At 69.6% G+C, this 21871-nt stretch carries 17 protein-coding genes and 1 pseudogene; 4 read left to right on the top strand and 14 right to left on the bottom strand.

The window, feature by feature from the left end:
- Positions 1-29: 29 nt before the first annotated feature.
- Positions 30-1568: pseudogene (gene cydD, locus H5399_RS17620) on the bottom strand (thiol reductant ABC exporter subunit CydD); the annotation flags it as partial.
- A 249-nt stretch (positions 1569-1817) separates the two neighbouring features.
- Here cydD and H5399_RS13115 point away from each other — a divergent pair.
- Entirely contained in the window at positions 1818-2372 is a 555-nt protein-coding gene (locus H5399_RS13115) for a DUF4395 domain-containing protein (RefSeq protein ID WP_220491001.1), read from the top strand.
- Between the two features lie 66 nt (positions 2373-2438).
- On the opposite strand, the gene cydB is transcribed toward H5399_RS13115, so the two are convergent.
- Positions 2439-3515, bottom strand: a complete 1077-nt coding sequence (gene cydB, locus H5399_RS13110; protein WP_182783391.1) for a cytochrome d ubiquinol oxidase subunit II — start codon at positions 3513-3515, stop codon at positions 2439-2441.
- Between the two features lie 16 nt (positions 3516-3531).
- Positions 3532-5016 (bottom strand): cytochrome ubiquinol oxidase subunit I, encoded by a 1485-nt coding sequence (locus tag H5399_RS13105; RefSeq protein WP_182783390.1) that lies wholly within the window; start codon positions 5014-5016, stop codon positions 3532-3534.
- 80 nt (positions 5017-5096) lie between these two features.
- Between H5399_RS13105 and H5399_RS13100 the strand changes: the two genes are divergently transcribed.
- The gene (locus H5399_RS13100) at positions 5097-5453 is read left to right on the top strand and encodes a BlaI/MecI/CopY family transcriptional regulator (protein ID WP_182783389.1); all 357 of its coding nucleotides are present in this window, start codon (positions 5097-5099) and stop codon (positions 5451-5453) included.
- Between the two features lie 16 nt (positions 5454-5469).
- On the opposite strand, the gene H5399_RS13095 is transcribed toward H5399_RS13100, so the two are convergent.
- The 4 genes from H5399_RS13095 to H5399_RS13080 all read right to left on the bottom strand — a co-directional run bounded on the left by H5399_RS13095 (position 5470) and on the right by H5399_RS13080 (position 10543).
- Complete coding sequence (locus H5399_RS13095) at positions 5470-6636, bottom strand: PPK2 family polyphosphate kinase (protein ID WP_182783388.1); 1167 nt, start codon at positions 6634-6636, stop codon at positions 5470-5472.
- A gap of 62 nt (positions 6637-6698) precedes the next feature.
- Positions 6699-8216: a potassium/proton antiporter gene (locus tag H5399_RS13090; protein ID WP_182783387.1), complete on the bottom strand. Its 1518-nt coding sequence runs from the start codon at positions 8214-8216 to the stop codon at positions 6699-6701.
- Between the two features lie 217 nt (positions 8217-8433).
- Positions 8434-9285 carry a VOC family protein gene (locus H5399_RS13085; RefSeq protein ID WP_220491000.1) on the bottom strand — a complete coding sequence of 284 codons (852 nt, stop codon included), beginning with the start codon at positions 9283-9285 and terminating at the stop codon, positions 8434-8436.
- Between the two features lie 31 nt (positions 9286-9316).
- On the bottom strand, positions 9317-10543 hold the full coding sequence (locus H5399_RS13080) for an ROK family transcriptional regulator (RefSeq protein WP_182783386.1): 1227 nt from the start codon (positions 10541-10543) through the stop codon (positions 9317-9319).
- Between the two features lie 73 nt (positions 10544-10616).
- Between H5399_RS13080 and xylA the strand changes: the two genes are divergently transcribed.
- The gene (gene xylA, locus H5399_RS13075; protein ID WP_182783385.1) at positions 10617-11786 is read left to right on the top strand and encodes a xylose isomerase; all 1170 of its coding nucleotides are present in this window, start codon (positions 10617-10619) and stop codon (positions 11784-11786) included.
- A gap of 11 nt (positions 11787-11797) precedes the next feature.
- The gene (gene xylB, locus H5399_RS13070) at positions 11798-13189 is read left to right on the top strand and encodes a xylulokinase (RefSeq protein WP_182783384.1); all 1392 of its coding nucleotides are present in this window, start codon (positions 11798-11800) and stop codon (positions 13187-13189) included.
- 1158 nt (positions 13190-14347) lie between these two features.
- Here xylB and H5399_RS13065 read toward each other — a convergent pair.
- The 7 genes from H5399_RS13065 to H5399_RS13035 all read right to left on the bottom strand — a co-directional run bounded on the left by H5399_RS13065 (position 14348) and on the right by H5399_RS13035 (position 21701).
- A complete protein-coding gene (locus H5399_RS13065; protein WP_220489637.1) occupies positions 14348-16330 on the bottom strand; it encodes an ABC transporter ATP-binding protein in 1983 nt (660 codons plus the stop codon).
- Positions 16327-18072, bottom strand: coding sequence for an ABC transporter ATP-binding protein (locus tag H5399_RS13060; protein ID WP_182783128.1), 1746 nt, complete (start codon positions 18070-18072; stop codon positions 16327-16329). The genes H5399_RS13065 and H5399_RS13060 overlap by 4 nt, the downstream gene beginning before the upstream one ends.
- A complete protein-coding gene (locus H5399_RS13055) occupies positions 18057-18659 on the bottom strand; it encodes a TetR/AcrR family transcriptional regulator (RefSeq protein ID WP_182783129.1) in 603 nt (200 codons plus the stop codon). Before H5399_RS13055 ends, H5399_RS13060 begins: the two co-directional genes overlap by 16 nt.
- A gap of 221 nt (positions 18660-18880) precedes the next feature.
- Entirely contained in the window at positions 18881-19336 is a 456-nt protein-coding gene (locus H5399_RS13050) for a cupin domain-containing protein (RefSeq protein ID WP_182783130.1), read from the bottom strand.
- Positions 19337-19421: 85 nt separating this feature from the next.
- Entirely contained in the window at positions 19422-20291 is an 870-nt protein-coding gene (locus tag H5399_RS18140; RefSeq protein WP_182783131.1) for a DUF4031 domain-containing protein, read from the bottom strand.
- 14 nt (positions 20292-20305) lie between these two features.
- Positions 20306-20545, bottom strand: a complete 240-nt coding sequence (locus H5399_RS13040; RefSeq protein WP_182783132.1) for a MoaD/ThiS family protein — start codon at positions 20543-20545, stop codon at positions 20306-20308.
- Between the two features lie 16 nt (positions 20546-20561).
- Positions 20562-21701 (bottom strand): ThiF family adenylyltransferase, encoded by a 1140-nt coding sequence (locus tag H5399_RS13035; RefSeq protein ID WP_182783133.1) that lies wholly within the window; start codon positions 21699-21701, stop codon positions 20562-20564.
- Positions 21702-21871 lie beyond the last annotated feature (170 nt).

The raw sequence follows: 21871 nt of genomic DNA, 5'->3' as shown, positions 1-21871 counted from the left end.
CCCGCAGGGATCGGAGCGCCCGCCGTCGACACGACGCGGTCCGCCGCGACCAGCACCGCCGGGCGGTGCGACACGATCAGGGCGCCGGCACCGGTGGCCCGCACCGCCTCGATGACGCGCGCCTCCGTCGCGGCGTCGAGGCCGGCGGTGGGCTCGTCGAGCACCAGCAGCCGGGCGCCTCCCAGCCGGATCCGGACCAGGGCGCGCGCCAGCGCCACCCGGCGACGCTCCCCGGCGGACAGGCCCTCGCCGTCGTCGCCGACGGGCTTGTCCGGCCCAAAGTCCGCCCCCGCCTCGTCCAGCGCCCGCCGGATGTCATCCTCCGCCGCGCCCGGGCAGCCGAGCGCGACGTTGTCGCCCACCGTGCCGTTGAGCATTCCGGGCTCCTGGCCCACCCAGGCCAGCTGCCCCCGCCACGACGCGAGGTCCACGCCGGTCAGGTCCACGCCGTCGACGGTGACCCGGCCCGACGTCGGGGTGAGGAAGCCGAGCGCCATGGCCAGCGAGGTCGACTTGCCGCCGCCCGACGGGCCGGTGAGCGCCACCACCTCGCCAGGTGCCACCTCCACGCTCAAGTGCTCGACGGCCCGGCCCGCGGCGCCGGGATAGGAGTAGGTGAGGTCCTCCAGCCGCAGGGACCCGCCGCGCGGGGCGGGCTCGGTGCCGGCGTGCCCAGCCCCGCCGTCGATCATCTCGAAGGCGGCGTCCGCCGCGGCCACCCCGTCGGCCGAATCGTGGAAGTGGACCCCCACCTGCCGCACCGGCAGGAAGGCCTCCGGGGCGAGGATCAGCACGAAGAGGGCGGTGGGGAAGTCGACGTTGCCGTAGACCAGGCGGAAGCCCACCGTCACCGCGACCACCGCCACTGACAGCGTGGCCAGCAGCTCGAGCGCGAACGAGCTGAGGAACGAGATGGTCAGAACCTTCATGGTGGCGTCGCGGTAGTCCTCCTCGCCGAGTTCCACCCCGCGCTTCTGCGCCCGCGCCCGGGCGAAGGCCTGGAGTGTGGGGAGGCCGGCGATGAGGTCGGCGAAGTGGTTGGCGAGCCGGTCCGCCACGGCGAAGCTGCGGCGGGTGGCCTTCTCGGTGGTCCAGCCGATCAGCGCCATGAAGACCGGGATCAGCGGGAGGGTGAACGCGACGATGATCGCAGAGGGCCAGTCCGCCAGCAGGATCGCGCCGCCGACGAGGAACGGCACTGTCGCGGCGAGGCCCAGTTGGGGGAGGTACTTGGAGAAGTAACCGTCCAGGGCGTCGAGGCCCTGGGTGACGATCCGGATCAGCGAGGCCGACGACGCGGCGCCGACGGGGGTGTCGAGGCGGGCGGCGAGAATGTCGCGGCGGAGCTGGGACTTGACTGTCGCGGCGGAGCGGTGGGCCAGGGTTGAGCTCAGCCAGGCCAGCAGTCCGCGTGCCAGGAACACGGCCGCCAGCAGGAGCAGCGCCGTCTGCCACCCCGGCGGCAGGGCCTGAGTCTCGAACGCCAGGGTGATCCAGTCCGCCAACAGCCGCGCCTGGACGATGAGCAGCCCTGCGGTGACCAGGCCGACGAGCACCGTCGCCACCATGAACCCACGGGTGGCGCGGGCGCGGGTGAACAGTCGGGGATGGATGGGGCCTGCCACCTGGCCAGTGTTCCACAAGGCCAGTGGGGCCTTCTGCGGGGCCGGTGGGCGCCTTCGTCTCTCACCACTCGCGCGCGTCGCCGCACACGGGGGGAATGTTCTTGCCCTTTCAACTGTTGTGGTCAGCGTGCTCGTCGTCCACCGGCCAGCCACCCCCTCGCAGAGCCGGAGCAGCCAGATATGACCTCACCCGTGACCGACACCAAGCCCGCGACGCGCAGCCTTCTCGACAGCACCCGCGCCCCCCAGATCACTGTTTCGCGTGTGCCCACCTTCGTCGACGACGTGACAGTCCGGCTGATCGCGGCGGTGGTCGTGGCCGTCGGCCTGCTGGCGCTGGCCACGCAGCAGTGGTGGCTCTACGCCGTCCTCTTCGCCGACTTCATCCTCCGCGCCGCTGGGGGCCCGCGCTGGAGCCCGATCGCGCGCGCCGTCGGCGCCTGGCTCCGGCCGCGCCTCGCCGCCCCGAAGCAGCCCACGCCGTTTGCGCCCAAGCGGTTCGCCGCCGGGATCGGCGCAGTCATGACCGCGACCATCACCGCGCTGTGGATTGCCCACTCCCTCACCGCGGCCCCGGGCCTCATCGTCGCCGCGACCGCGCTCGCCGTCGTCATGATCGTGCTGCCTGGGCTGGAGGCTGCGCTCGGGTTCTGCCTCGGCTGCACCATCTTCGTCGCCCTGATGCGCGTGGGCCTCATCCCCGAGGACGTCTGCGTGGACTGCGCCCCGTCGTCGCGCCGCGCCTGACCCACCAGAGTGACGAGAAGGCCCACCCCGTCTGGGGCGGGCCTTCTCGCGCGTTGAGGGGCGGGGTCAGTGGACGGCGACCATCTCGTCGGGGATGTTCTTCGTCGAGATGCGGCGGCTGAACACCCAGTAGGACCACGACTGGTAGGCCAGCACGATCGGCACGAAGATCACGGCGGCCCACGTCATGATGGTGAGGGTGGTGTCCGACGACGCCGCGGTGATGATGTTGAGGCGCTCGTCGACGGGGACCGTCTCGTCCTGCGCGAACCCAAGGTTTCCGTACATACGAATGAAGATGCCGATGAACAGCGTCACCACCGTCGCCCCGGTCAGGATGAAGCCCCAACCGTCGCGGCCCTTGGTGATCATGAGCGTGGCGCCCAGGATGGCCACGATGGCGATGATCCCCGCGCCCCACGCGAACACGGTGAAGTCACCGAACTCGGAGTTGGCCGGCCAGAACACGTTCTGGGCGATCACGAACAGCGCCACCATCGCGGAGGCGGCCCAGCCCACCTTCGAGCCGAAGGCCTCGGCCCGCTCATGGATGTGTCCCTTGGTCTTGAGCGCGATGAACGCCGAGCCGTGGACCAGGAACAGGGTCACCAGCATCACGCCGCCCAGCAGCGCGAACGGCCCGAACAGGCCCCAGAAGGAGCCGTTCCAGAGCAGGCCGTCGTTGGCGAGGCCGATGACGAAGTTGGCGAACCCGACGCCGAACACCAGCGAGGGCAGGAACGATCCGACGGTGGCGAACCAGTCCAGCATCGCCCGGTAGCGGGTGTCGGGGTGCTTCGAGCGGTACTCGAAGGCGACGCCGCGCAGGATCAGGCCCACCAGCACGAGCAGCAGCGGCAGGTAGAGCCCCGAGAAGAGCGAGGCGTACCAGCCGGGGAACGCCGCGAACATCGCGCCGCCCGCGGTGAGCAGCCACACCTCGTTGCCGTCCCAGACGGGGCCGATGGTGTTGACGAGGACACGCTTGTCCTTGTCGTTCTTCCCCAGGACGGGGATCAGCATGGCTACGCCGTAGTCGAAGCCCTCGAGGAAGAAGTAGCCCAGCCACAGCACGGTGACCAGCAGGAACCACACGATGGGCAGCGTCGGAACCGACACCGTCGCTTCAAGCAGGGTGATCATCTCTGGTTCTCCTCTCTCAGTACGCGAAGGTCATGGGGGCGTCGGGATCCGTCTGCACCTCGATGGGTGCGACGTCTGGCAGGCCCGCCTTCGCGTACCTGAGGAACAGCCACACCTCGATCACGGCCAGGCCGCCATAGATGAGCGTGTAGGTGATCATCGAGAACAGCACCTCGCCCACGCTGACGGTGGGGGAGATACCCGACGCCGTCGGCATCACGCCCGCGACGATCCAGGGCTGGCGGCCCATCTCGGTGAAGATCCAGCCGAACGAGATCGCGAACAGCGGCAGCAGCGGCATCGCGAACATCAGCCACGTCCACAGGGTGCTCGGCTGCGGGAGACGCTCCCTGCGGGTCACCCAGAGCGTGAGCGCCGCGATGGCCATGCCCGCGAACCCCAGGCCGATCATCAGCCGGAAGGTCCAATAGGAGACCGGCACGATGGGCATGGGGTCCAGGTCCGGGTAGTTGGCGGAGAGTTCGGCCGCGTACTGCTCCTGGATGGTGGTCTGGGTCCCGTCGAACTGGCGGAAGCCCTCGGTCTCGAACTCCTCGCGGAGGTCGTTGATGCCCTTGACCTCTTCATGGCCGGACAGGATCGACAGCAGGCCGGGGATCCGGAGCGACCACACCTCCTCCGTGCCGTCGAGGGAGCCGATGGTGACGATGGAGAAGGATGCGTTCTTCTCGGTGTAGAAGAGCCCCTCGGCGGCGGCCATCTTCATGGGCTGGACCTGCGTCATGATCTTCGACTGCAGATCCCCGGTGAAGACCACCACGACGGAGGACACCAGCAGGACCCACGCGCCCATCCGCACGGAGAAGCGGTAGGCGCTGGTGTCGCCGGGCCTGGACTCGCCGTCGCGGTTGATCTTGGCGAGGTGCCACCCCGCAATGCCCGCCATCAGGCCGCCGGCCACCATGTAGGACGACGCGATGACGTGCGGGAAGGTGACCAGGAGGACGGGGTTGGTGAGCACCTCGAGGAATCCCGCGACACCGTCGAGTTCGGCGCGGCCGTTGTTGAACACGGTGCCGACGGGGTTCTGCATCCACGAGTTGGCGGCCAGGATGAAGACCGCCGAGAGCATCGTGCCGAACGCCACCATGTAGATGGTCATCAGGTGGATCTTCTTGGGCAGCTTGTCCCAGCCGAAGATCCACAGGCCGAGGAAGGTGGATTCGAGGAAGAACGCGAGGAGGGCCTCTAGCGCCAGCGGGGCCCCGAAAACGTCTCCGACGAAGCGCGAGTACTCGGACCAGTTCATGCCGAACTGGAACTCCTGCACGATTCCCGTGACCACGCCGAGGGCGAAGTTGATGAGGAAGAGCTTCCCGAAGAACTTCGTGAGCCGCAGGTAGGCGTCGTTGCCTGTGCGCACCCAGAAGGTCTGGAGAACCGCCACCAGCATCGACATCGCGATGGTGATGGGGACGAAGAGGAAGTGGTAGACAGTGGTGATTCCGAATTGCCACCGCGCCAGGGTCACAGCATCCATAGCTGGACGGTACTACCCCGGGTCGTATTTGCCCAACGAGTCCACCCCGGGGGGTGACATCGCCCCTTATGCTTAGCCCCATGCCCTCACGTGGAGAACTCGAGCAGCGCGTCATGGAGCTGCTGTGGTCCTCCGGGGTGCCCCAATCCGTGGCGGACGTGCACGTGCAGCTCAACCGGGAACGCGAACTTGCCTACACCACCGTCATGACGGTGCTGGACAGGCTCGCGAAGAAGAGCCTGGTGTCGCGGGAGCTGGTGAACCGCGCATGGCAGTACCGGCCGATGGCGCCCCAGGCAGATGTCGTGGCCCGCGACATGGAGCGACTGCTGGAGCCGGTGGCACCGGACGTGCGCATCGATGCGCTGCGACGCCTGGCCGAGAGCCTCAGCTCGGAGGAGCGGGCGGCGCTGGCTGCGCCGTTGGCCACGGCCTGACCAGCGCCGCCACGCGTCACTTCTTCTTCCCCTTGCCGCCCTTCTTCTTGTTCTTCTTCACCTTCTCCGGCGCAGCGTCGTCGCCAGATGTGGGAAGGAGATCTGGCCCGACGCCGGCGAGCAGTTCCCGCTTGTGGGCCAGCGTCCGCTCCAGATCGGCCAGCAGGCCCTCCCTCTTGACCCGGAGCCCCTCCAGCGCGGCCGCATGGGCGTCGTCGCCCTGCCCCTTGGCGCGCAGCATGACGGCTTCCTCGCGTACCTCGGTGCTTGACTCGAGGGCCTTCATCACCACGGCCTCCGTGTCCGCCATCGATTCCGCGAGGGCCGCTGGGGACATCGTCGCGGCCAGCTGCCGTCGCTGGACCTCCGGCTTCCACCGCGGCTGCGGCCACTTGAGGTCCATGTCGACGAGGGCGCGGGTGAGGATCTCCGTGGCGGCCAGCCGCGAGTACCACTTGCGGTCCGCGGGCAGGACGTACCAGGGGGCGTGATCGGTGGAGGTGAGCCGGAACACGTCGGCGTAGGCCTCCTGGAAGTCGTCCCACCTCGCGCGGGTGGTGAGGTCGCCGGAGCTGAACTTCCACCGCTTGTCGGGGCGGTCGAGGCGTTCCATGAGTCGCTTGCCCTGCTCGTCGTGCGAGACCATGAGCGCGAGCTTGATCACGATCGTGTCGTCGTCGACGAGGGACTTCTCCCACTTGTTGATCTCGGCGTAGCGCTTGCGCCACACCTCCTCCTCGACGAGTTCCTCAACCCGCACCACGAGCACGTCCTCGTAGTGGGAGCGGTCGAACACGCCGATCAGCCCGGGGCGGGGGAGGCCGCGCTTGATCCGCCACAGGTAGTGGTGCCGCCGCTCCTCGGGGGTGGGGACCCCGAAGCTGCGCAGCGCCACCCCCTGCGGGTCCACCATTCCCATCACGTGGCGGGTGATGCCGCCCTTGCCGGCCGTGTCGAGGCCCTGCACCACGACGAGGACCTTGCGGTTGCCCCCTGCGCGGCCATGGGCGAAGAGGCGTTCCTGAAGCTCGGAGAGCAACTCCCCGCGCTCCTTCATGGTCTCCTCGGCCTGATCCTTGTCGCCCGTCCAGCCCGGGGTGCCGGCCCGGTCGAAGGTGGACAGGTCGAAGTCGGGTCCGACGCGCAGGGCGCTGCGCGGGTCCTCGCTCCAGAAGTCGGTCATGGGTGGTCCTTTCTCTGGGACCCCATTGTGTCGCGGCAAGCCGGTGAGCGTGAGCTTTCCGCTCAGGCGTCGTCGGTGAGCCGTCGACGGTTCCGGCCAGAGGTCACCCATCGGGCCAGGGCGCCCCCCTCGTGGAGCAGTTCCAGGCGGCGCTGCGTGCGCTCAACCAGGTCCGTCCGCGCCGCAAGCAGGAGCTGGTCGTTCTCGCGGAGGCGGGTGCTCCTGTCCGGGACCAGGATGGCGTCGCCGCGGATCACCATGGACACCACCGCGCCGCCGGGGAGCCGGAGGTCGTCGACGTACATGCCGGTGAGGCGGCTGCCGGGGGGCACGGTGACCTGCACGAGGGTGGCGTCGATCCCCTCCAGGGGCGAGGAGTCGAACGTGACGGCGTGCTGTGAGATCGCCTCGGTGACGCCCATCCACCGCGCGAACCGGGGCAGGGTCGGGCCCTGCAGCAGGGTGAAGGTGACCACCAGCAGGAAGGTGACGTGGAAGATGTGGCTGGCGTAGGGCAGGTTCTCGGTGAGCGGGATGGTGGCCAGCATGATGGGCACGGCGCCGCGCAGCCCGGACCAGGAGGTGAACGCCTTCTCGCGCCAGGGCACCTTGAACGGGGCCAGACACAACCACACCGAGAGGGGGCGTGCCACGAACGTCAGGACGGAACCGATCACCAGGGCGTCGACGATGGCGCCCGGCAGCTCGGCCGGTGAGGCCAGCAGCCCGAGCATGATGAACAGCGCGATCTGCGCCAGCCACCCGAGGGATTCGGTGAAGCCCTCGGTGGTGGAGTGGTGGGGGAGGGCCTGGTTGCCGAGCCAGATCCCGGCCACGTAGGCCGCCAGAAGGGCGGAACCCCCCGCGATGCCGGCCGTCGCGAAGGCCGCCATCGCGATCGTCAGGGTGGCCAACGGATACAGCCCGGCGGACGGGAGGGAGATCCGGCCCAGCAGCACCTGCCCGATGCGGGCGATGATCAGCCCGATCAGCGCCCCGGCGACGAGCTGGAAGAGTGCCGTGCCCAGCATCGCGGCAACCGAACCCTCGCTCCAGGCGTCCGAGGCGACGACGCTGACGAGCACGATCGTCGGGGGATCGTTGAACCCGGACTCGCCCTCCAGCGTGGTGCGGACGCGGCGCTTGATCGGCAGCCGGCGCAGGATCGCGAAGACAGCGGCCGCGTCCGTGGAGGACACCATGGCGGCGAGCAGGATCGCGGTGCGGAGGTCCAGGTCCAGGATCAGGACGGCGAAGGTGGCCGCGACCGCGACGCTCACCATGACGCCCGCCGTCGCCAGGATCCCGGCGCGGAGAGCGACGGGGCGCAGGTCCGCCCAGCGGGTGGTGAAGCCGCCGTCGATGAGGAGGACGGCGACGGCGATGAGGGCAAGGTTGAACGCGAGCTGGCTGTCGTCGAAGCGGATGCCCAGGCCCGCCTCGCCGATGATCAGGCCGATGCCGAGGTAGAGCAGCATGCCGGGCATCCCGCTGCGCGAGGAGATCCGCACCGCGACCACGGCCGCGAGGAAGATGCCGGACACGGCCAGCACGACGAGGTTGAGCTCCTCGTGGGTCATGGTCTGGCTCGCGTGGTGCGCATGGGGACCCTTCGGCCGGTGGGCAAGAGCTTAGCGGCGTGGTGGGGCTCGCAGACTCCGTCGGTCCACCGTCGTCGCGCCTGCGGTCAATCTCGTCGCCTGCGCTCTAGCGCGGGCGGTCCGAGGTAAGTCAGGCGCCTCGGGGGCGCCTGCGTTAAAGGGCAGGCGCGGAGACGTAACGCAGGCGCGCGGCGTGTCAGCCGACGGTGAGGCGGATCTCATTCCTCCACGGATCCAGCACCGACAGCGTCTGGCCGTCGAACGTCGGCGCGTGGCCGGAGAAGCGCAGCCGCTCGTCGGCCTTGGCGATCTCCTCGGCGGTGGGCACCAGGATGTCGATGACCCCCATCCCGAGCGTGTTGTGTCGCGGGCCGGCGCCGGCCGAGTTCCACACGTTCATCGCCATGTGGTGGTGGTATCCGCCGGCCGCCACGAACAGGGCCGAGCCGCCGAGGGAGGCGGTCTGCTCGAACCCGAGCGCGTCGACGTAGAACGAGCGGGCGGTGGCGACGTCGCCCACCTGGAGGTGGACGTGCCCCAGCTCGGCCTCGGTGGGCGGCAGTGTCGCGGGGTCGGTCCCGGCCAGGTGCTTGGCGACGAACTCGTTGGGATCGATGTAAAGCGTGGCCATCTGGACCTGGCTGCCGTTCCACTGCCACTGGTCGCGGGGGCGGTCGTGGTAGAGCTCCACGCCGTTGCCCTCGGGGTCGGTGAAGTAGAAGGCCTGGGACACGAGGTGGTCCCCGGTGCCGGCGTAGGTCTGCGGATACCGCTCATACATCCGCACCAGGGTGGCGGCGAGGGCGGGTAGCTCGGCGTAGACGACGGCGGTGTGGAAGAGGCCCGCGTCGGTGCGCCGCGCGGGGCGCAGGTCCCTGGCCTCGGTGAGGCGGACGATCGGGGTCTGGGAGTGGCCGAGTGTGACCGAGCCGGGCTCGTCGATGAGCGGTTCGAGGCCCACGCCGTCGGTGTAGTAGGCGAGCATGCTGGTCATGTCGCGGACGCGCAGCTCGAGGCGACCCATGTGGGTGTCGGCGTGAAGGCTCATACCCCCAGTCTAAAGTTTAAACTTCAACTAATCAAGCGCGATCGCTCGACGGCGGGGCCCAACGCGCGGGGTCGTCGAGCACCCGCTCCAGTGCCACGTAGGCCGCGCCGAACGCCGGTGCCGCGTGGTCCGGCGTGGCGGCGATGAGGGCGGGCTCGGTGAAGGGCCTGGCCAGCAGCCGGGTGTCCAGCTCGCGCTGGATGAAGGGCCGGTACTCCTCGACGAGCACCGCGAGGTCGCCGCCGAACACGACGGTGGTGATGTCGAGCAGGTTGCCGGCGTTGGCCAGGGCGAGCCCGAGCGCGCGCCCAGCCGCCCGCACGGCGTCCACGGCCGCGGGGACGCCGTCGAGGTAGGCCTGCCGGACCTCCTCGATCGAGCCGACGCCCACCAGCTCGGTGAGCGCGCGGGTGCCGGCGTAGCGCTCGAGGCAGCCCTTGGCGCCGCATCCGCACTGCGGCCCGTCCGGATCGATGAAGGTATGGCCGATCTCACCGGCCCAGCCGCGCGTCCCCAATGAGACCGAACCGTTGATGACAAGGGCTGATCCGATGCCCACCTCGCCGGAGAGATAGAGGAACGCGTCGAGGGGGCCGGGGCGGCCGGGCCTCTCGTGGCCCACGTAGATGGCGGCGCAATCGGCTTCGTTGGCCACGCCAAAGTCCACCTCGTCCACCTCAGGGAGCCCGCCCTCGCGAAGAAGGGCGCGCGGGTCCACGTCGTGCCAGCCGAGGTTGGGGGCGCGCAGGACCATGTGCGTGGACGCGTCCACCAGGCCCGGGACGGCGAGCTGGATGCCCACCAGGCTGCCGCCCTCGGGGAGCGCGCCCAGGCACTCCCGGGCGAGCCCTGCCACGCGGGCCAGTGCCTCGGCCGGGGACAGGTCCACGTAGTGGGTGGCGGCGTCCGCCGCCGCGACGACGGTGCCGGTGAGGTCCACCAGTCGAGCGGCGCTGTGGCCGACGTTGATCTCCAGGCCCAGCGCCAAAAGCGTGCCGGCGCGGGGGTGCAGCGGCGTGGCGGGGCGCCCGCGCTTGGTGGCCGGCAGCGGGCTGGACTCCGAGACGATGCCGGCCGCCACCAGCTCGTCGACCATGCGCGAGGCCGTCGATCGCGTCATGCCCGTGGCCTGGGCCACGTTCGCCCTTGCCGGGGCCGTGTCGCTGGCAAAGACGTACCTGGCCACCAGCGAGAGGTTGCTGGCGCGGAGGCTGCCCTGCCTGGCCACTCCGGCCGCGGGATCGAAACGTGTGCGCATGGGCTTGACTCTAGCCCAGAATCGTTATAAGTTCAGGATGAAAACAATATGCTTTCTCGACGAGGAGACCCCCATGACTGATCACGACTACAAGTTCTCGTTCGGCCTCTGGACCGTCGGGTGGCGCGGCACCGACCCGTTCGGCTCCGACACCCGCCCCGAGTTCGACCCCTGGCACTACGCAGACAAGCTCGCCGAGCTCGGCGCCTGGGGCATCACGTTCCACGACAACGACATCTACCCCTTCGACGCCGACGAGGCCACCGCCAAGGGCCGCATCAAGCAGCTCAAGGACGCCTGCGACAAGTCGGGCCTGACCATCGAGATGGTCACCACAAACACCTTCAGCCACCCCATCTTCAAGGACGGCGGCCTCACCTCCAACGACCGTGGCGTGCGCCGCTTCGGCCTGAAGAAGATTCTGAACGCCGTCGACATCGCCGCCGAGGTGGGCGCCTCCACCTTCGTGATGTGGGGCGGCCGCGAGGGCGCCGAGTACGACACCTCCAAGGACTACTTCGCCGCCCACGCCCGCTACGCCGAGGGCCTGGACACCATCGCCGGGTACATCAAGGACAAGGGCTACGACCTGAAGATCGGCCTCGAGCCCAAGCCCAACGAGCCCCGCGGCGACATCCTGCTCCCGACGATCGGGCACGCTCTCGGCCTCATCGCCACGCTGGAGCACGGCGACATCGTCGGCCTCAACCCCGAGGTGGGCCACGAGCAGATGGCCAACCTCAACTACACCACCGGCCTCGCGCTGGCGCTGTACGCGGGCAAGCTGTTCCACATCGACCTCAACGGCCAGCGCGGCCTGAAGTACGACCAGGACCTGGCGTTCGGTCACGGCGACCTGATGAGCTCGTTCTTCACCGTCGACCTCCTGGTCAACGGCTTCCCGGCCAGCCCGGACGCGCCCCGCTACGAGGGCCCCATCCACTTCGACTACAAGCCCAGCCGCACCGAGGGCGTCGAGGGCATCTGGGATTCGGCGAAGGCGAACATGGAGACCTTCACCCTGTTGGCCGAGCGCGCCCGCGCCTTCCGTGCCGACCCGGCCGTCCAGGAGCTCATGCGCCAGGCCTCGATCTTCGAGCTGGCCGAGCCCACGCTCGCCGAGGGCGAGACGATCGCGGACCTGCGCGCCGCCGAGATGCCCGACCCCGATGAGAAGGGTGCCCGCGAGTACCACTTCGTCGAGCTGCAGCAGGCCGCCATCCGGCACCTGCTCAAGGCCTGAGGGGTTAAGCCGTGACGCTGGTCGCCGGCGTCGACACGTCGACGCAGTCGTGCAAGGTGCTGGTGGTTGACGCCGGCACCGGTGAGATCGTCCGCCAGGGCGCCGCCTCCCATCCCGACGGGACGGAGGTGCATCCAGACCACTGGTGGACCGCCTTCCAGTCGGCCTCCGCCGCCGCGGGTGGGCTCGACGACGTCGCCGCGATCAGCGTCGGCGGCCAGCAGCACGGCATGGTCGCGCTGGATGCCTCCGGTGAGGTCATCCGGCCGGCCCTGCTCTGGAACGACACCCGTTCCGCCGAGGCCGCCCGTCAGCTCCGTGAGGAGTTCGACGGGTGGGTCCCGGAGGTGGGCTACCTGCCCTTGGCGTCGTTCACCAACACCAAGCTCCGCTGGATGGCGGACGCCGAGCCGGATAGCGCGGCCCGCGTGGCTGCGGTGGCACTGCCGCACGACTGGCTGACCTGGAAGATCCAGGGAACCGGGGTTCTGACGGATCTCGTGACGGATCGCTCCGACGCATCGGGCACGGGCTACTTCGACTCCGTGGCCAACGAGTACCGGCGGGACCTGCTGTCGCTGGCGCTGCGACGCGACGCGTCGTCGGTGATCCTGCCGCGCGTGCTCGCGCCTGACGAGGGCGTCGACGGCGGCCGCTGGGTTCTTGGACCGGGCTGCGGCGACAACGCCGGAGCAGCCCTCGGGCTGGATCTTCGGCCCGGGCAGACGAGCGTGTCGCTGGGCACGTCGGGGGTCGTCGCGGCGGTGTCGTCGACGCCGGCCTACGACGAGTCCGGCCTGGTCAACGGTTTCGCCGACGCGTCGGGCTCCTGGCTGCCGCTCACCGCGACCCTCAACGCCGCCCGCATCCTCGACGCGGCGCGTCGGGTGCTGGGGGTGGACTTCGACGAGCTGTCGCGGCTGGCGCTCTCGGCCCCCTCCGGGGCAGAGGGCCTGGTCATGGTGCCGTGGTTCGAGGGGGAGCGCACGCCCAACCTGCCCGATGCGACGGCGTCGCTGGTGGGCATGACGCTGAAGAACTTCACGCCCGAGAACGTGGCGCGGGCCGCCGTCGAGGGCCTCCTGTGCCTGATGGGCGAGGGGCTTGAGGCGATCCGTCGCCTCGGCGTCTCGATCGAGCGGGTCAGCCTGATCGGCGGAGGCGCGAAGTCCGAGGCCGTCCGACGGCTGGCCCCCGAGGTGCTCGGGGTGCCCGTCGACGTGCCGGCTCCGGCGGAGTACGTGGCGCTCGGCGCGGCACGCCAGGCGGCTTGGGCGCTGACGGGATCGCGCCCGGCGTGGGAGTCGTCGTCGACGGAGACCTACGAGGCGGTGTCGCGGCCGGAGATTGCTGCGCGCTACCGGGAGGTCGCGGGTCGGTTGGTGTCGTCGAACGGTTGGTGAGTCACCCGCCGCCTCCCCCGCGGGCTGAGGTGCCGCGGAGCGGCCTCGAAGCCTAAGGAAAGTGAGCTGACAAGGGATTTGGCCCAGCTTGCCTGCAGGACCTGTGGTCGGGTTGGCGACGTGTGGTGGGGGCCGGGCCGCCCATGATGCCGGCGGCGGCGCGTCGCGCTGCCGCGCCGACATCAACGCCCACCCAACCTGCCCCGGCCCCCACCACCCACCGCCCTGATGTCCCCGTCGATCGGCCGCCTGGCTGATGCCTCGTTGGCTGAGGTGCCGCGTAGCGGCCTCGAAGCCTATTTGAGTTCCCTTGTCAGGTTGCGTTTCTCAGGCTTCGAGGCTCGTCGCTGGCGCTCCTCGCTCCTCAGCCAGCGGTGCTGGTCGCGTCGCCAGGCTGATGCCTCGTTGGCTGAGGTGCCGCGTAGCGGCCTCGAAGCCTATTTGAGTTCCCTTGTCAGGTTGCGTTTCTCAGGCTTCGAGGCTCGTCGCTGGCGCTCCTCGCTCCTCAGCCAGCGGTGCTGGTCGCGTCGCCAGGCTTGTGGTGTCAACGCAGGCGCCACAGGGCCCGCCACCCTGCCGACCCACTCCCTCGCGGGGATCTTTGGACCCCATCCCGTTGGGTGAGCCGGTCGGGCGCGTAGCGCCGCCGACCGCGTCGAAGCCTCCGTCGGCTGCAAAGGGACCTGTGGCAGGGGGCGTCAGTCCCGCTCCACTGACTCGACCGACAGGGAATGGGCCCACGCCTAATTGTCACGACTGGAGTCGAGTACGACCTCAGACCTGACAATTAGGCTCCGGCAGGCTCGGGTCTGGAGGAAGGTGGAGCCGTGTCCGGCTCAGCTCCGTCCTGCGCATCGGGTGACCCCGGCTTTCACGGCCGACGGTGGGTCATGAGGGGGCGCGAGGGTGGGTGACGGTGGGGCGGCTCGGCGCAGTGCTGCCCAACTCGAGGATCACCCAGCTGGCGTCCCGCCCGGGCAGGCCCGACCCAGGCCCGCCCTGCCGTCGCGGACCCGCACCCGACCACGAGATCCGCGTGAAGGTGGTAGTCACGACCCTTCGAGACGGCCCACGCCGCTCCGCGGGCGGTCCTCCTCAGGGGGCGAAAGGACGGGCTACGCCGCTCCGCGGGTGGACCTCCTCAGGAGCGAGAGCGGGTCAGGCAGCGGTCTCCTCCTCGATCGCCGCGTTGAACTGGCTCTGGTACAGGTCGTAGTACGCACCCCTCGCGTCGAGGAGCTCGTGGTGGGTTCCCTGCTCGACGATGCGACCCTCCTCCATGACGAGGATCAGGTCCGCGTCGCGGATGGTGGACAACCGGTGCGCGATGACGAACGACGTCCGCCCGGTGCGCAGTGCCGCCATCGCGTGCTGGACCAGCACCTCGGTCCGCGTGTCCACCGACGAGGTGGCCTCGTCGAGGATCAGCAGCGCCGGGTCCGCAAGGAAGGCGCGCGCGATGGTGATCAGCTGCTTCTCGCCGGAGGAGACGTTGGAGCCCTCCTCGTCGATCACCGTGTCGTATCCCTCGGGCAGCGAGTGCACGAACCTGTCCACGAACGTGGCCTTGGCCGCGGCGCGGATCTCCTCTTCGGTGGCGTCCGGCCTGCCGTAGGCGATGTTGTCGCGGATGGTCCCGCCGAACAACCACGTGTCCTGCAGCACCATGCCGATGTTGCCGCGCACCTCACCCCGGGGCGCGGACGCGATGTCCACGCCGTCGATGAGGATCCGACCGGACTGCAGGTCGTAGAACCGCATGATGAGGTTGACCAGCGTGGTCTTTCCTGCTCCCGTCGGCCCGACGATCGCGACCGTCTGCCCCGGCTTCGCCGTCAGCGACAGGTCCTGGATCAGCGGCTGCTCGGGCTTGTAGGAGAACCCGACGTGATCGAACACCACGTCTCCCCGCGACACCTTCAGCTCACCGGCGGGCTCCTTCGACATCTCCTCGGAGTCCAGCAGCTCGAAGACGCGTTCGGCCGACGCGACGCCGGACTGCAGCAGGTTGGCCATCGAGGCCACCTGCGTCAGCGGCTGCGTGAACTGGCGCGAGTACTGGATGAACGCCTGCACGTCGCCGATGTTCATCCGGCCCGACGCCACCCACAGGCCGCCCACGACGGCGATCACCACGTAGTTGAGGTTCCCGACCAGGAACATGACCGGCATGATGATGCCGGAGATGAACTGGGCGCCGAAGCCCGCCTTGTAGAGTTCCTGGTTGCGGACCTGGAACTCGGCCTCGACCTCCTTCTGGCGGCCGAACACCTTGACCAGCGAGTGGCCGGTGAAGGCCTCCTCGATGTGGGCGTTGAGCTCTCCGGTGGACTTCCAGTTCTGCGCGAACAGCTTCTGGGAGCGCTTCCCGATGACGGAGACCACCACCATGGCGATCGGCACCGACACCAGCGCGACGAGCGCCAGGATGGGGGAGATCCAGAACATCATGATCAGCACGCCGATCACCATGAGCAGCGAGTTGAGCAGCTGCGACAGGGTCTGCTGCAGCGTCTGCGACACGTTGTCGATGTCGTTGGTGACGCGGCTGAGCACCTCGCCGCGGGGCTGCTTGTCGTAGTAGGACAGCGGCAGCCGGTCCAGCTTGGCGGCCACCTCGCGGCGCATCTGGTAGATCGACTTCTGCACTGCGCCGTTGAGGACCCAGCCCTGCACGTAGGAGAAGATGAACGACACCACGTAGAGGCCGAGCACCCACAGCAGGATGCCGCCGATGGCGCCGAAGTCGATGCCCTCGCCGGGGATGAAGTCCAGGTTGCGCAGCAGGTCCGCGAAGTCGGTGTTGCCTTCCGCGACGGCGGCGTCGATGACCTGCTGCCTGGTCACGCCGGCGGGCATCTGGCCGCCGATGATGCCCGACAGCATCAGGTCCGTGGCGCGGCCGAGGATCTTGGGCCCCACCACGCTGAGCGCCACCGACAGCACGCCCATCGCGATGGCCAGGATGATGCCGGCACGCTGCGGGCGCAGGTGGCTGAGCAGCCGCCGGACCGACACCTTGAAGTTCGCCGCCTTCTCGCCGCTGCCGGCCATCGGGCCGTGCCCGGGGCCACCGCGGTGGGTGGGGGCGTGCTTGGGGCGCTCGTTGGCCTTGACGGGGATTGCCTTGTTCTCGCTCATGCGGCGGCCTCCTCGGCGCTCAGCTGGGACTCGACGATCTCGCGGTACGTCTCGTTGGACGCCAGCAGTTCGTCGTGGTTGCCGCGTCCGACGATCCGGCCGTCTTCGACGACGAGAATCAGGTCTGCGGCGGTGATGGTGGAGACGCGCTGGGCCACCACGAGGACCGCGGCGTCGGCGGTTTCGGGCCTGAGCGCAGCCCGGAGGCGCGCGTCGGTGGCCACGTCGAGGGCCGAGAAGGAGTCGTCGAAGATGTACACGCTCGGCTTCTTCACCAACGCCCGGGCGATGGCGAGGCGCTGTCGCTGCCCGCCGGAGACGTTGGTGCCGCCCTGCGAGATGTGCGCGCCGAGCTGGTCCTCCTTCTCAAGCACGAACGCCTCCGCCTGCGCGACGCGGAGCGCTGACCACAGTTCGTCGTCGGTGGCGTCCGGTTTGCCGTAGCGCAGGTTGCTGGCGATGGTGCCGGAGAACAGGTAGGGCTTCTGCGGCACGAGGCCGATCCGGGCCCAGAGGGTGTCCGGGTCCAGGTCGCGCACGTCGACGCCGTCGACGAGCACCCGTCCCTGCGTCGCGTCGAACAGGCGGGGGATGAGGCTGATCAGGGTGGTCTTGCCGGCCCCGGTGGACCCGATGATCGCGGTGGTGGTGCCGGGGGTGAGCTCGAAGGAGAGGTCCTGAATCACCGGGGACTCGGCGCCAGGGTAGGAGAAGCTGACCCGGTCGAACAGCACGTGGCCGCGCTCACCCGACGGCGCCACCGGGTTGGCCGGCGGGGCCACCGAGCTCTCGGTGTCGAGGACCTCCATGATGCGGTCCGCGCAGACGGCGGCGCGGGGCGCCATGACCAGCAACATCGTCGTCATCATGACCGAGATGAGAATCTGCATCAGGTAGGAGATGAAGGCGGTGAGCTGGCCGATCTGGATGTCGCCGGACTCGATGCGCTGGGCGCCGAACCACATCACGCCCACGGTCGAGACGTTCATGATGAGCCCGACGAAGGGGAACAGGAAGGCCATCAGCCGTCCGACGGTGGTGGTGGTGTCCACCAGCTCGGCGTTGGCCTTGTCGAAGCGTCGGGCCTCGTGGGGCTCCCGGACGAAGGCGCGCACCACCCGGATGCCGGTGATCTGCTCGCGGAGCACACGGTTGAGGGTGTCGATGCGCTTCTGCATGGTCTCGAACAGCGGGCCCATGTTGACGATGAGGACGGTGATGCCCGCACCCAGGACCACGACGGCGGCCAGGATGATCCACGACAGGCCGGCGTCCTCGCGCAGCGCCATGAAGACGCCGCCCACCATGGTGATGGGGGCCGAGACCAGCATGACGGCGCTCATCAGCACCAGCATCTGAACCTGCTGCACGTCGTTGGTGTTGCGGGTGATCAGCGACGGCGCCCCGAACTTGTTCAGCTCGCGGGCGGAGAAGGAGAGGGCGCGCTCGAAGATCGCGGCGCGGACGTCGCGGCCGAACTGCATGGCGGCGTTCGCGCCGGCCCACACCGCGGCGATCTGGGCGGCGCCCTGGACGGCCGTCAGCAGCAGCATGATGCCGCCGGTGCTCCAGATGAAGTCGGTGTTGCCGGTGACGACGCCCTCGTCGATGATGCGGGCGTTCAGGGTGGGCAGATACAGCGACATGATGGTTGCGATGGTCTGCAGCACGATGACGATCGCGAGCAGCCCCCAGTAGGGGCGGATGTAGCGGTTGATGAGCCGCCCTAAGCGGGAGAGCATTCGGTGTCCTTTCGGAGCGCCCCGTGGAGCGCGAGGCGGGCGAGGTCGTCGAGTGAGAGCGACGACGAGACGAACCGGGAGGCGTGCCCGACGGCGAACGTGCGCAGCAGCGTCGCGAAGGCGCTGAGGGGGATCGTGATGTGGTCGCGGTGGGGGGCGAAGGCGTCCGTCATCCAGGCGTCGAGCTCGGCTGTACGTGCCTCGAGTTCGGTGCGGGCGCACTGCGCCGCGTGGGGCGCGGTGTGCTTGGCGGCGCCGTGCGCGGCGACGAACATGGTGTGCACCGAGTGCAGGTACTGCTCGATGAGCTCGATGGCGGCGCGGGTCTGGGTCTCGATGTCGCCGGTGAGGTGTGTCATGGCGAGCCGGGTGGTCAGCCGCTCGGAGGACAGCGCCTCGCTGATGGTGGCGGAGATGAGGTCGTCGAGGGAGTCGAACACGCGGAAGATCGTGCCCTCGGCCACCCCGGCCGCCTCGGCCACCATGCGGGTGGTGAGGGCCTGGCCGTGCTCGCCAAGGAGGGGGATGCTGGCCTCGATGATGGCGGCGCGGCGCTGTTCGGGGGGCATCGGGGCAGCGCGGGTCACAGGTGGAAGTGTAGTGAGTGAACACTCACTCATCAAATGCGCTGTGCCCTCGCGTGGTCTCCAGGCGCGTGCGTGAGTTCGGGCCGCCTGCGTTGGCTCCCGTCGCCTGCCTTGGGTTGGGCCGCCTGTGGAGGCGCCTGCGTTGGTGCGCGCCGCCCGCGCTGAAGCGCAGGCCGCGCGACATTACGCAGGCGGCAAGACTGACCGGAGCGCGATGGACGTCACTCGTCCGGTTGGACAGTCCACGTCGGGGGCTCGTCCTTGCCCGCCTTCTCGTCGGCCTCCGAGTCCTCCTCGGTCTTGTGCACCTTGCCCTTGGCGTGGTGCGACGGGGCGTAGATCACGTAGAGCTGCATGGGCTCGTCGCCGGTGTTGACGATGTCGTGCCAGGTGCCGGCCGGGACCTGGACGGACCAGCCGTCCTCCACGTCCACCTTCACGTTGAGCTCATCCTTGGAGGGACCCATCAGGCAGCGACCCTTGCCCGCGTCGAGGCGGATGAACTGGTCCGTGTCCGGGTGCACCTCGAGCCCGATCGAGTGGGCCACGGGGATGGACATCAACGTGATCTGCAGGTACTTCCCGGTCCATGCGACAGTGCGGTAGTTGGGGTTCTCCCTGGTAGCGGTCTCCAGGTCGAAGACGTTGGGCTCCGGCCCATTGTCGGTGATCTTCATCGGTTCTCCCTCCGGTCGTCTTCCCACATTAGCCCAGCGGCGGGGCCAGCGGTGGGGGGGACCGTGCGGCTCCGTGGAGCTGAGGTCAGGCGGTGAGTCGGGCGAGCTCTGCGGCCAGGTTCTCTCGCGCCCGCGACCCCCACAGATCGCGGCCCCCGGTGGTGCGGAACAGGGGCTCCATCGCGAGCAGGTGCCGTAACACCTCCGCCCGCCCCACCCTCCAGGCGTCGTCGTCGACGTGGGCGTAGTCCAGCCGGACGTCGCGGACGTAGACGTGGTAGCGGCCGGGGATCTGGCCGAGGATCGAGAGGTCCGCGTCGGACAGCAGCGCCCCGCGCTCGTCGTCGGGGGCGTGGGTGGCGGTCATCCTCACCAGCCGCGACACCTGAGCCACGTCGTCGGCCGGAATCAGCCCACCCAGCGACGACTCGGCGAACGCGGCCGAACGCTCCTCGTCATCCCCGGGCACACCGTCGTAGACGGAGTCGTGGAACCATGCCGCGAGCTCGACGACTCCGTCCCGGCACCCCAACTGCCCGAGGGCGGTGAGGCACTGCGCGAGGTGGCGGACGTCGTGGTAGTGGCGGTGAGGCTCCGACCATCGGGCGACGAGGTCGTCGCGGAGGGTCGTCGGCAGACGGAGACGCTCCCATGCGGTGACGACGGCGACGCGGGCCGCCGGGCGGGTGGGGGTCTTCTCGTGGACGCGCACCCGCAGGCCGGAGGCGGCCAGCCGGCGCACCAGCTCCCGCTCATCCAGCGGGAGGGCCCCGGCGGAGACGAGCTCGTCATAGCGCGACACCGGCACGTCGTAGTGGTCGTGGTCGAACGCCCTGGGCGGGATGCCCGCGCGCGCGGCGAAGTCGTGGAGTTCGTCGAGGGACGCGTCCGAGACGAGATGGCCGAACACGGTGCCGTGCGCCGGCCAGCGGGGCGGGTCGATCAGCACGGCCATCGTCGAACCCGCCGTCAGCCGCCGGCGAAGGGCGGGAGGACGTCCAGGAGGGCGTCGTCGGCCAGCGGGGTGGCTGGGTCCTCCACGTATTGGCCGTCGTGGAGGACGGAGCTGACCTCCAGCACCCGCGACAGCCTCGCCCCGTGCCGCGAGCGCAGGTCCGCCAGGAGCGCGCCCAGCGTGGGGGCCGCCACCTGTTCCTGCTCTGTGCCCGCGGCCTCGGCGGCCGCGGCGAAGTACCTCACCGTCGCCATGGGAACCAGTGTCGCATCAGTAGTGGGGGAAGCTCGGGTCGATCCGTTCGCCCCACGCGATCATGCCGCCCTCCATCAGCGACACATCAGGGTGGCCGAGCCCGATGAGGTGCGCGGCGGCGCGGCGCGCGCGGGGTGAGATCTTGCAGTAGACGATGACGGGGCCGTCGGGAAGGTTGTCGTCCAACCGGTCCCAGGTCAGCACCTCGCCGAGCGGCACCGCCAGCGAGCCGGGAATCGTGCCCAGTGCGTGCTCCGCGGGCTCGCGGACGTCCAGGAGCGTGGGCCGCGCGGGATTCTCCAGGATGGCGGCGACGTCCTCGACGGTGAGCTCGTTCAGTGTCATGGGGGCCTCCGCTGTGTGGGGGTGGGTGTGGGGGCGGGTATGGACGACGGGGGGTGCGGGGCGCAGCGGCACCTCGCGGGTGCGCTGGGTGAGCGCGTCGATGAGGAGGATGCGGCCGACGAGGGGGTCGCCGAATCCACAGATCAGCTTGACCGCCTCCGCGGCCATGATGGACCCCACCTGGCCCACCAGCGCGCCCAGCACGCCGGCCTCGGCGCACGACGGGACGTCCTCCGGGCGGGGCGGGACCGGGTAGAGGTCGCGGAGGGTGACCGACTCCGGGCGGCCGGGCACGAAGGACGACACCTGGGCGTCGAACTGCAGCACCGCGGCCCAGACCACGGGGAGTCCGAGCTGGGCGCAGGCGTCGGAGACGGCGTAGCGGGTGGGGAAGTTGTCGGCCCCGTCGAGGACGAGGTGGTGGCCTTCGAGGAGGTTGCGGGCGTTGTCAGGGGTGATGCGGGTGCGCTGGGTGGTGACCGTGACGTCTGGGTTCAGGCCGGTCACGAACGCGGCGGCGGAGTCCACCTTGGGGAGGCCGACTGCATTGTCGCGGTGGATGATCTGCCGCTGGAGGTTGCTGGCGTCCACCACGTCGTCGTCGATGACCGTGAGGTGCCCGACGCCGGCAGCGGCGAGGTAGGCCAGGATCGGGCTCCCGAGCCCGCCGGCGCCGACGACCGCGACCCGCGCGGCGAGCAGGCGCCGCTGGGCCTCGATGCCCATGCCGGGGACCAGCAGGTGCCGCGAGTAGCGGGTGAGCTGGGCGCGGGTGAGCTCCGGGCCGGGTTCAACGAGCGGGGCTGTCACGCATTCGAGCCTACCCTCGCATTCTTCGGAGAGCCCCCGCCCGGTAGGGGGTTTGAGCAAATGGCACGACTCGCGACGGAGGCCACGCTCGTCTTGAGCGCGGAGCTGACCGCGAGCCGTGCCATTTGCTCAAACCCGTCACACGGGACCGGCCGCCGCGCTGCCGAGCG

Origin of the sequence: Tessaracoccus sp. MC1627, from assembly GCF_014164725.1 — a bacterium.
Taxonomy (GTDB): domain Bacteria; phylum Actinomycetota; class Actinomycetes; order Propionibacteriales; family Propionibacteriaceae; genus Arachnia.
This window is presented reverse-complemented; position numbering and strand designations above follow the sequence as displayed.